10 protein-coding genes are annotated in these 11,311 nt (G+C 50.6%); 4 read left to right on the top strand and 6 right to left on the bottom strand.

Annotated elements, in window-relative coordinates:
* The 6 genes from VMT62_12250 to VMT62_12225 form a co-directional block, all read right to left on the bottom strand.
* Positions 1–389, bottom strand: a 389-nt coding sequence (locus VMT62_12250; protein HVN97191.1) for a hypothetical protein, incomplete at its 3' end; no start/stop codon positions are given.
* A gap of 289 nt (positions 390–678) precedes the next feature.
* Complete coding sequence (locus VMT62_12245; GenBank protein HVN97190.1) at positions 679–1,293, bottom strand: CheR family methyltransferase; 615 nt, start codon at positions 1,291–1,293, stop codon at positions 679–681.
* 1 nt (position 1,294) lies between these two features.
* Positions 1,295–3,388, bottom strand: coding sequence for a chemotaxis protein CheA (locus tag VMT62_12240; GenBank protein ID HVN97189.1), 2,094 nt, complete (start codon positions 3,386–3,388; stop codon positions 1,295–1,297).
* On the bottom strand, positions 3,385–3,750 hold the full coding sequence (locus VMT62_12235) for a response regulator (protein ID HVN97188.1): 366 nt from the start codon (positions 3,748–3,750) through the stop codon (positions 3,385–3,387). The genes VMT62_12240 and VMT62_12235 overlap by 4 nt, the downstream gene beginning before the upstream one ends.
* Positions 3,743–4,096, bottom strand: a complete 354-nt coding sequence (locus VMT62_12230; protein ID HVN97187.1) for an STAS domain-containing protein — start codon at positions 4,094–4,096, stop codon at positions 3,743–3,745. The genes VMT62_12235 and VMT62_12230 overlap by 8 nt, the downstream gene beginning before the upstream one ends.
* A 20-nt stretch (positions 4,097–4,116) precedes the next feature.
* The gene (locus VMT62_12225; protein ID HVN97186.1) at positions 4,117–5,892 is read right to left on the bottom strand and encodes a methyl-accepting chemotaxis protein; all 1,776 of its coding nucleotides are present in this window, start codon (positions 5,890–5,892) and stop codon (positions 4,117–4,119) included.
* Positions 5,893–6,237: 345 nt separating this feature from the next.
* Between VMT62_12225 and VMT62_12220 the strand changes: the two genes are divergently transcribed.
* The 4 genes from VMT62_12220 (at position 6,238) to VMT62_12205 (ending at position 11,302) form a co-directional block, all read left to right on the top strand.
* Entirely contained in the window at positions 6,238–7,890 is a 1,653-nt protein-coding gene (locus VMT62_12220) for a PAS domain S-box protein (protein HVN97185.1), read from the top strand.
* A 144-nt stretch (positions 7,891–8,034) separates the two neighbouring features.
* The gene (locus VMT62_12215) at positions 8,035–8,403 is read left to right on the top strand and encodes a hypothetical protein (GenBank protein ID HVN97184.1); all 369 of its coding nucleotides are present in this window, start codon (positions 8,035–8,037) and stop codon (positions 8,401–8,403) included.
* 133 nt (positions 8,404–8,536) lie between these two features.
* The gene (locus tag VMT62_12210; GenBank protein HVN97183.1) at positions 8,537–9,667 is read left to right on the top strand and encodes a PAS domain S-box protein; all 1,131 of its coding nucleotides are present in this window, start codon (positions 8,537–8,539) and stop codon (positions 9,665–9,667) included.
* A gap of 9 nt (positions 9,668–9,676) precedes the next feature.
* A complete protein-coding gene (locus VMT62_12205; GenBank protein HVN97182.1) occupies positions 9,677–11,302 on the top strand; it encodes an ATP-binding protein in 1,626 nt (541 codons plus the stop codon).
* Positions 11,303–11,311: the final 9 nt, after the last annotated feature.

The following is an 11,311-nucleotide window of genomic DNA, read 5'->3' as shown; positions in this document are numbered from 1 at the left end:
ACGTTCAGAGGACCGATGACTGCGTCGAGGGTATCGTTCACACCCTGGACGATCTTGCGGAAGTCACCTTCATGCTTTGTGGCATCAGCGCGGGTTGCGAGCTTACCTTCAACGGCCGCCTTGGACAACATATTTGCATCGACCGTCAGGCTGACAAGGTTGCCTCGGAGCAAGTTCAGTTTCTCATTAGCAATTTTCTGCTTACCGGGCAGCTCTTCAAGAACAGGAGAAAAATCGCCTGAGGCATAGCTTGCGACAATCCCGACGATCTTCAAGACGTTCTCAACGTGGAGCTTTATCAGGTCGTTCACGTTCAAAGCTATCTGCTTAGATTCTCCTTCCAGTTTGTCCACGGGAATAAACCATTCGATGTCGCCTTTCTTCTGCATTTCTAGCATCGTACCAATTTCACTTGACAGAGACTTCATGTCTTTACGGAACATATACTCCTCCTTGATTTATATTTCAGGACTTCCTCGTCCTGCTTCGTTCTCTCAAATGTCCTTTACGTCACTTGCTTTTGCGGAGCGAAGTCGATATCCTCGTGCACTGCGCCGGGCGTTGATAGCCCAGTTGGTTCGTAAGCATGAGTGACCTCACGCATATTTCTATGAAAGGGCGTGATCCCCTTTAAGAGTATTGAGAAAGTCTCCCTCGCAGGATACCGAGTCGTGACCTTCATGCCTGTGCCGCCTCTTTTTTGAATATTTGTCCATTCGCGGCCACTCTCCCAAAGAGATACTCCACCTGCTCCGGCATCTTCTGCGTCTGTTCCGTCGCCAAATAGCCGCCCTGCGACAATGAACCATGGAAGAGCTTTATCACATCGATTCTTTCGTTCGGTTGAAAATGCAACAGCACGTTCTTACACAGAATAAGGCTGAAGTCTTCCCCGATAGGACGCAGCGAAAGTAAATCGTGTTTCTCGAAGATAACGTGCTCCCGGATCGTATCAACAACCCGGAAGTAACCAGGCTTATCGTTCGGTACAAAATACTTTTTGAAGATATCGGGCTGGATTCGCTTCAAGTCTTCCTCTGGATACGTTCCGGTTCTGATTGTCTGCCCAAAGGTATCAGTTTCATCAATATCGGTGGCGTAGATTCGAAGATTTTTGAAAGCGAAATATCCCATGCTCTCGGCGAGCAGGATAGCCAAAGAATAGGGCTCCGGCCCCATGGCACATCCCGCATCCCAGATGCGCACCCTGCTTCTCCCCATTGCAAAAGGTACGACATGTTCGACCGCGAGCTTCAAGATTTGCGTATCTCTGAAAAAGAAGGTGAATGCCATGTCAGCGGGCCGCCTCCGCCCGTTCCGCATTTTTTATGACCTTTGCAGTATCCACTATAAGAGCTACGGTTCCGTCGCCCAGGATGGTCGCCCCTGAAACAGCGTCCACATCCCTGTAGCATCTCCCCAGGTTCTTGATGACCGTTTGATGCTCACCAATCACCTTATCGACTACCAGGCCTACTTTTTCCCCATTGCAACCCGTGATAACAATCTGCTCTATGGGCGGTGCCTCTCCCGGAATATCGAACTCTTTGCGAAGTCTTACATATGGGACCAGGTCTCCCCGGATGTGGGCAAGATTTCTCCCATGCGATTTTCTGGCGTCTTGCTCTGTCAGTTCCACACACTCCTCCACAATGGACAGAGGAAGGATGTAATAGCGACCCCCGAGGGTCACAATCAGACCTTCGATTATGGCGAGCGTGAGAGGAAGCCTTATAAGCACCGTGGTCCCCCTCCCCTCCTCACTTGCAATATCGATCGTGCCCCGCAAGACATCTATGGCGCTTTTCACAACATCCATGCCCACGCCACGCCCGGACACATTGGTAACTTTCTTAGCCGTGGAAAATCCGGGAGCAAAAATAAGATTAAGAAGCTCTCTGTCGGTCAATTCCTGGCCCGGGGAAACAAGACCCTTCTCATAAGCCTTGGCCAATATCGCGCTCTTGTCGAGTCCTCCCCCATCGTCTTCTATCACTATCTCCACGTGTGCCCCCGAGTGGGCAGCGGATAGACGGATCCTGCCTGTTCTTCTTTTTCCGAGTCTCTCCCGCAGATCGGGGGTTTCTATGCCATGGTCTATGCAGTTTCGTATAAGATGAACGAGGGGGTCGTTCAGCTTTTCGATGACCGTCTTGTCAAGCTCGGTCTCCTCGCCCTCCGTCGTCATCTCTATCTCTTTGCCCAGTTCCCGGGAAAGGTCGCGAATGAGGCGCTTGAACCGGGCAAAGGTGGAACCGATAGGCAACATTCGGATGTTCAGTGTGTTGTCTCTTAGTTCAGCGGTGAGTCTTTCAATCTCCTCGGCTATAGAGACGAGGTTACTATTGGCAAGGGTCGACGCCGTCTGCGTGAGCCGAGCCTGGGCCGTTACAAGCTCACCGACGAGGTTGACAAGAACGTCGAGCTTCTCGGACGGGACCCGCAAGCTCGATATGCCTTCCTCTTTCACTTGAGCCTTTTCTCTCATCTTTTGTATGTGCCGTTGCTCGACGAGCGCCGACTCGACCTTTTCTGCTGTCGTCAACCCCTTTTCGACAAGTAATTGTCCGACATATTTCTTTTCCTTGAGCGCGTACTGAACGTCTTCCTGCCTCACATCCCCCCTGTCAACCAGGATCTCCCCTATTTTCTTATACGCTCGCGCACTCCCCGCCGGCACAACGTCGGCCTCTCTTTCGATGGGTTCGATCGTGATCTTGCACTGATCTTCTACGAAGATGAATACATCTTTTATCGCGTTCGTTCCTTTGCTCGTAGTCAGGACGATGTCCCACCAGACATAGCAATACTCGGGGTTTATACAATCAAGTAGTTGAATCTGGTCGAGTTGCGCCGTCACAACGCACTCACCAAGCTCGCGAAGTTCGTCGAGGAGGAGCACCGGGTTGGTACCGTTCAGAAAGATACCGGGGGCTGGCTCGAAGCGTATGCGGTATGTGACACTCTCGCCCGAAGACATCTCATGTAGGGGGGAGAACGGCGAAGCACCCGTTGGCGTTGGGGGGGATGTAGTGGTTTTGAAGGCTGCTACCGTTTCTTCCAGTATTGTCTTCTCGGGGGCTTCGCCGTCCAACATGAGCTTTATCAGGTCTCTTGATTTTAAAGTCAGGTCTATGAGCTGTTTCGTTATGTTCAGTTCTCCGCTCCGAACCTTGTCGTACACGTTCTCTATCTCATGCGTAAATGCTGCAATGTCGTCGAAACCGAACATGGCACCTGACCCCTTGATCGTGTGCATGACTCGAAAAACCCTACCGATCAGCTGCGGGTCACTTGGCGTCTCTTCCAGCTCCAGAAGGGAGCCTTCCAGTTCAGATAACAGTTCGTACGCCTCTTCCCTAAACGCTTCGCCGTGTTTGTCGTTCATCCCAGTACCTTCCTTGTAACCGCAACAAGTTGTTCCGGCTTGAAGGGCTTCACGATCCAACCAGTGGCCCCTGCCTGCTTCCCTTCGAGCTTCTTCGATTCCTGAGATTCAGTAGTTAGCATGACGATGGGTATGAACTTGTACGAATTGTGACCCCGTACACCCTTGATCAGGCCGATACCGTCAAGATTCGGCATGTTGAGGTCGGTTATCACCATATGAACAGCACTTCCATCGAGTTTCGATAGGGCATCTTTACCGTCGACCGCCTCAATCACTTCATAGCCTGCTTGCCTCAGGGTAAAGCCGACCATTTGTCTGACGCTTGCCGAATCGTCCACCGTCATGATCCTCTTAGCCATAATATTTTTCCTCACTCCACAAACACGACGTTCCCTTGTCAGGATTGCACCCACTTGAGCGAATACATCCTGTTCGGCGGGCCAGGTCTTTGAAAGCGGTCGACGGTATTCCAATAAGATCCAGAAGTTTATTTGCTGCTAGCGATGTTTTATGTGCAGCACAAAAAAGCTGCAAGCAGGAGATGTCCGCAGCGGTAACCGAGGACAGGTCTATCTTTACCAGGTCGGCTTCTCTCAGGGAATCGGCAAGCAGAGACCGTAGTTGAGCCGCATACTCAATCTGCAATTCACCGGAAAGATGGAGAATAGTTTCATTATTATTCTTTTCAACTACACAATCGGTCATGGACCTTCCCTCCATCGTGTCTAGAACAGCTCAACGTTGTCCAAAAAATGATCTTCCTTCAGTGACGGTGAGTCGTTGGTACCGGCCAGACGGGCCTGATGCACGGTTCGTTCCTGCTGCATGGTATAGCGTTCGGCCAGACGGGTGAGATAGTCCCCGTTTGTAGGCGTCGCTAAGCCGACTTCAACTTTCCGTCCTTCCACAATATTACGAAAATCCTTTATGATCTTTCCGACAACCTCGTCTGTCCTGGTATGCGCACTCACGCTCTTGATAACCGTCTGTATTGCTTCCGTAAGCTCACTTGTTTCCTTTTTCAGTTGGGTGAGAAGCGAGGAGAGTGTCTGCTGAGATTCCCCCAAAAAATCAAGCACTGAATCAATTTCTGTTCTCATGGCCAGGATATCCTCCCCGTTTCCGTTTCTTTGGCTCTCGGCACTCAGACTCACGGAAGCTTCCCTCACACTTTCAAGCGCACTCGTGATAGCCAGTGTCTGTTTACTGGTAGTCTCGGAAAGGTTTCTGATGGCTTCGGCCAGTACGCCAAGAGCACCCCCGTTTTCGGCCATATGGGCGGCCCTGATCTGGGCGTTGATGGCAATAAGCTCGATTTCGGACGATATCTCCTCGATGTCGTCCACATGAGCGGAGACGTTCTGAATCGAGTCGGAAAGATCACCTACGGCGCGAGCGAGCTGCTCGTCGGCTTCTCTGTTCTCCTCGAGCGATCCGACAACGAATGAAACCGAATAGTTAATGTCCGCCAGGAATGAGGAGTGGGCATTCCCGGCAATACCCGTGAGCTTTTCCGTTTCTCTAAGCATGGACCAGAGATTCCGGGCTATAGCTTCAAGGCCGTTTATGATCGTTGCCACAGCTGAGCCCATCTCTTTCCTCGCATGTTCGAGCTGGTCGATCTGAACAGGGCCGGTGTCTGCAAGAATAGCCACGATATCACGCGGGACAACGATTTCACTGGCCACCTCATCGAACAAATCGACTACATGTTCGATCTGTTGGCGAGTGATATCCTGAAACTGTAGAGAGGAGATTACGCGCGAAATGTTTGATGCCACCTGTTCCGAATTCGCCGCCAGGCTTATGGCCGTCTGAGAGGATAATTCTCCCTTTTCAAGAAACATTGAAAGGCCCGATTTGATCCGGTTGAGCATGCTCTGCGCCCTGATGCTCATCATGTCTCTCGCGCTGTCCACCTGTGGACGGCTTTGCTTCATTATTTCCTGCAGCGAAACGATGGCCTTGACAATAGCGTCCGCTCTTGATGCGATCATAACCGAGAGCTTCTCTACATGTTTCGAGAGCGTGTCGAATCTGCCGTCGCTGTTGACACGCGCATCTTCTATTCTCGTTGAAATACCGAGCATGTGAAGGTGCTTGACTATGCTCTTGAATGTGGATAGGGGCGTGTAGACAGCGTCCATAAGGCGTATGATGTGAAGCATGGAATCGGAGGTGTACGTAAACCTGCCCTGGGACTTCTCAAGATACGTGCCTATACAAGCCTCGGCATCTCTGAGTCTGTCCGTGCTCGCCACGGCCTCTTCGCTTCCTACCATTTTTGCGACGGACCCAGCAGCCTTAGATATGGATATCGCCTGACTGGAGAGTTTCTGCAGGTACGAACCTATCGAAAGGAAGTCATTCTCCGTCGATACGTTCAGGGCTCTGAGATCTCCCGCGCTGGCTGCCGCAAATTTTCGGGCCGATTCATTTTGCTCGTCAGTATTATGGCCGTCAACGGCCTCGGCGCAGGTTATCACGGTCATCATGTCCATGCACAATTCATCGGGATGGGTGAGAGGAAATTAAGACCAAATACCCTATAATTTCCTTTCGATTAGCCTATATATATTTTAATGGGCAAGCTGCCAAAGTGAGGGTAAGTATGCCTGAAGATTAACGGTTTTATGTTTCAGGCCCAGCTTCTTCCTGGTATTGCTTCGGCAGACTTCGCCTGGTCGCTACACGTTCGTCTGAATAGTTATGGTAGTATTATAATGTTGCGATGGTCTTGGCTATGATACGCAACAACCCGAGAAATCGGGTCCAGGGTTAGCTTGCGCTTGGCCCCGCATCCTGCCGATCATCGCAAACAGATCAAAGGAGGTCCTAAAAACAATATGTGGAGCGATAATCTCCCGAAGGCCTTGGAATACAGCAAACCGGTTCTCGATTGTGTTGGAGACCCGGTCTTCATTCTGGACCGTCAATACAGGAATGTCTTCGTCAACAAAGCGCTTTGCGAAAAGTCTGGGATTCCCTTAGAGCGGTGGCTGGGAAGGACCGCGCAAGAATTATTTCCCAAGGAGCAGGCCGATATTTTCATGGAGGATGCCAGGCAAGTCTTCGAGACCGGGAAGCAAAGTGTTAAAGAAGAACAGGCAACCGACGCATACGGTAATGTCCATACAATCGAAACAACGAAAACGGTTTATAAGGATGCCACAGGCGAACAATACCTCATCGGCGTGCTGCGCGAAATCACGGAAAATAAGGCCGCTGAAGAGGCGTTAAAAGAAAGCGAGCATAGATACCGTCTGCTTGCCGAGAATGCTACGGACGTGATCTCTGTTCTTACCTTGGACTTAACATACAAGTACGTCAGTCCCTCGGTCAAACAGGCATGGGGGTTTTCCCCAGAAGAGTTGATTGATCAGCCAATCAGCCATAATATGACGGCTGAAAGTCTCGAATTCGTGGTAAGTGCTATCCGGGAAGATCTGGAACGAGAAGAAGGCGAAACGGTTGACCCCGACCGGGGCAAAGTCCTGGAGCTGGAAATGATACGCAAAGACGGCTCGACCATGTGGGTCGAGGTAAAGGCATCGTTTCTGCACAGCGATAACGGCGATCCAATAGAGATCATGGGCATAGCGCGTGATATTACGGAACGCAAACGGATGGAAGAAGTCCTGCGCAGGAGCGAACTTCAATTATCTCAGGCCATGGATCTTGCCGATATCGTGTACTGGGAGTATGACCCTGTCGAGAACGTGCAGATTTTCAACGATGCCTTTTATGCCTTTTATGGCACCACCGCCGAGCGTGAAGGCGGATACCGGATGACGGGCGAAGAATACAGAAAGCGATTTGTTCATCCTGACGATCAACCAGGTGTCCTTGAAACAGTGCAACGGATTCTTGCAGAAAACATCACCGGACCCCTTCCCCCTATAGAGCACCGCGTTGTTCGGCGCGACGGCAAAGTACGACATACTGTGGTTCTGGCAACAAACGTCATGGACGCCTCAGGCCGCTTAATCAGGAGGTACGGGGTGAATCAGGACATCACAAAGCGCAAGGAAGTCGAAGAAGAGCTTAGGAGCAGAGAGCACGAACTGGAAAAAAAGTCTTTTGATCTCCAGGAAGTGAACAGCGCTCTGAAAGTATTGCTGAAACACCGGGACGAAGACAAATCAACGCTCGAAAATGCCATCCACACCAATGTGCGAGAGCTCATCGTGCCCTACATCGAGAGGCTGAAGAATACGCAGATGAGCGATGTCCAGAAAACGTACGTAGGCATCGTCGAGTCCGGTCTGAACGAGATAATCTCTCCTTTCCTGCATAAGCTGGGCGCTGCCTATTCCCACTTCACGAAGACCGAGATCCAGATAGCCAACCTGATCAGGGCCGGCAAGGGCAGCAAGCAGATAGCAGAACTGCTGAATATCTCTGAGGGCACCGTCGAGGTCCACCGGAACAACATCAGAAAGAAACTGGGCCTAAAACATAAAACCGTCAATCTTCAGGCACACTTACTCTCCCTTTAGCAATACGCTCCCGTAAAGTACCTATAGGATAATCGCAAGGAAATTATAGGTTGCCTGGGCTTGATTTCGCTTGACCCTGGCCATATACCTAAATAATACTATGCCCTTATGGAATTATCGATCTATCAGAAACGAGGGCCAGCGATGAACATAGAGTATTTGGATCGGACGGGTTACCTTGTTGTCAGGGATGCTTCCTCCTCTTTTACAGTAAAAAACGCGCAGATAGTAACCGAAGGCATGCTTCTTGAGGCCCGGAATAAAGGGCACAACCGTATTCTACTCGATTTAACACGGTGGTCAAAGCCCAAAAACGAGATGGTTCGATATACTATAGGCAAATATCTGTCAGAAGTAATCCGGCCGCCTCTCAAGGTTGCCGTACTCTCGAGTCCTGATGTTTTGAACAGATTCGCAGAAACCGTGGCGACAAACCGGGGGGCGCAGCTCAGGGTTTTCTCGGACGAAAAATTGGCAATTAAATGGCTATTAAAAAGCACCGACCAGAGATAAGGCTTCAGGTTGTAACAGACTGTGGCGTCTATTCATTAGCCCTTAAATTCGAAATCCTCAACCTACCTTCGGCTTGGCCACGCATCCCGCTGATTTTGGCATGCAGATCAAAGGAGGCCGCTAAACATAATATATGCACATAAAAAATATCACCGAGTCCTCTGAATACAGCAAATCGGTTCTCGATTGCATAGGGGACCCGGTCTTCATTCTGGACCTTGAATACAGATACGTCTTTGTCAACAAAGCGCTTTGCAAACAGTCTGGAATAGCGTTGGAGCGGTGGCTGGGCAAGACCCCGCACGAACTATTCCCCAAAGAGGAAGCCGACATTTTCAGAGCACACGCCGGGGTTGTGTTCGAGACCGGGGAACAAGACATCAGCGAAGAACAAGTAACAGATGCAAACGGTGAAGTGCGGACAATCGAAACAACAAAAACACATTACACAGATGCCACGGGTCAGCAATACGTCATTGGCGTGGTATGCGACATCACGGGACATAGATGCGCCGAGGAGGCGTTGAAAGAAAGCGAGCATAGATACCGTCTGCTTGCAGAGAATGCTACGGACGTGATCTATGTTCTAAACTTGGACTTGACATACAAGTACGTCAGTCCCTCGGTCAAACAGGCAAGGGGGTTTTCCCCGGAAGAACTGATTGATCAGCCAATCAGCCATTCCATGACGGCTGAAAGTCTCGAATTGGTAACAAGGGCGATCCGGGAGAGTCTGGATTTAATAAAGGATGAAACGGTCGACCCTGACCGCACAACAGTTCTGGAGCTGGAAATGTTGTGCAAAGACGGGTCAACCGTATGGGCGGAGACTAAGGCATCCTTTCTGCGCAATGATAACGGCGATCCAACGGCGATCATGGGCATAGCGCGTGATATCACGGAACGCAAACGGATGGAAGAAGCCCTGCGCAGGAACGAACTTCAATTATCTCAGGCTGTGGATCTCGCCGATATCGTGTACTGGGAGTTTGACCCCGCCGAGAATGCATTGATATTCAACGATCCCTTCTATGCTTTTTACGGCACGACCGCCGCACGAGAAGGCGGATACCGGATGTCGCGCGAAGAATACAGAGAACGATTTGTACATCCTGACGATCGCCTGTCTCAGTCTCATGACGTGCAGTATAACCTTACTCGACATGAGGCTGAATCCCCTCCCGATATAGAGCATCGCATTATTCGGCGCGATGGTAAAGTACGCCACATCGTGGTACGGGCGCGCGTCGTCAAAGACGATTGAGACCGCGTCATTAAGCGGTACGGGGTAAATCAGGATATTACCGACCGGAAACTGGCAGAAAGAAGACTAGCTGATTCCGAAAAACTCTACCGCACGCTCTTTGAAAACACAGGTACGGCAACGATGATTATCGAAAATAGCACGACAATCAGTCTTTGTAATAGCGAGTTTCAACGCCTTTCCGGCTACACCAAGGATGAAATTGAAGGCAAAAAGAGCTGGACCGAATTCGTAACCAAGGAAGACCTAGGAAGGATGCTCTCTTCCCATCATCTACGTCGCAAGAACCCTGACGCGGTCCCAAGGCAATACGGATTCCAGTTTGTTACACGAACCGGAGAAGTGCGGGATATGTGTTTTGTTGTGGACATGATCCCGGGTACTGACAGAAGTGTGGCGTCACTGGTCGACATAACCGACCTGAAACAGGCCGAGCACGAAAGGACGCGCCTTGAAGCTCAACTCTATCAGGCCCAAAAAATGGAAGCCATCGGTACCTTAGCCGGAGGTATCGCCCACGACTTCAACAACATCCTCACAGCCCTCGTCGGATACGCCACCCTCCTGCAAATGAAAGTTAAGCGCGGTACGTCACGGAATTATGTGGATCAGATCCTCGCTGCTTCGCAGAAGGCGGCCGACCTTGTACGCAACCTCCTTGCCTTCAGCAGACAACAAAGAATCAGACTTGAGCCCGTCAGTCTCCACGAGATCATCAGGAGGACGGAGAAGCTCCTTAGCCGCCTCCTTACCGAGGACATGGTTATCGAGACATACCTTGCTCCTGACGACATTATCGTCATGGCCGATGCAACCCAGATGGACCAGATTCTCTTCAATCTTACTACCAACGCCAGGGACGCCATGCCGCAGGGCGGTACGCTTACCATAAGGACGGAAATGGTGGAACTGGACGATGAGTTCCAGCGACTCCACACATACGTGAAACCTGGACCGTACGCCCTCCTCTCGGTCTCCGATACCGGCACGGGCATGGATGAAAGTCTGCAGAAAAGGATTTTTGACCCCTTCTTTACCACCAAGGAAGTGGGAAAAGGAACCGGTCTCGGGCTCTCTACCGTCTATGGAATCGTCAAGCAGCACAAAGGCTATATTACGGTATACAGTGAACCACAGATGGGAACGACCTTTCATATCTACCTCCCTACCGTCAAAAAAAACTCAAAAAAAGAGACGTCCGGACCGGGGCCTATTCAAGGAGGCAAGGAAACTATTCTGATCGGAGAGGACAGCGAAACGGTCAGAGAGTTTGCAAGCACAATACTCACACAACATGGGTATACGACAATTGAAGCGGTGGACGGACAGGATGCGGTAGACCAGTTCAGGACAGCCCATACAATTGACCTCCTGATCCTCGACTCGGTCATGCCGAAAAAGAACGGACGGGAAGCCTATAATGAAATACGTGCGATCAAGCCCGGCATCAAGGTGATCTTTACAAGCGGATATACCAGAGACGTTCTTCTCGACAAAGGCATTCAAGACGAAGAGTTCAACTTCCTTCAGAAGCCCATCTCACCTCTTACCCTCCTGCGGAAGGTAAGAGAGGTGTTGGATAGCGGGCAGAACGAAGAGAAAGCCGCCTGTAAGAATTCTGACCGTAATGCGTAATTCTTGTTG

It is taken from the genome of Syntrophorhabdaceae bacterium (assembly GCA_035541755.1).
In the GTDB taxonomy this organism is placed as follows: Bacteria; Desulfobacterota; Syntrophorhabdia; order Syntrophorhabdales; family Syntrophorhabdaceae; genus PNOF01.
This window is presented reverse-complemented; position numbering and strand designations above follow the sequence as displayed.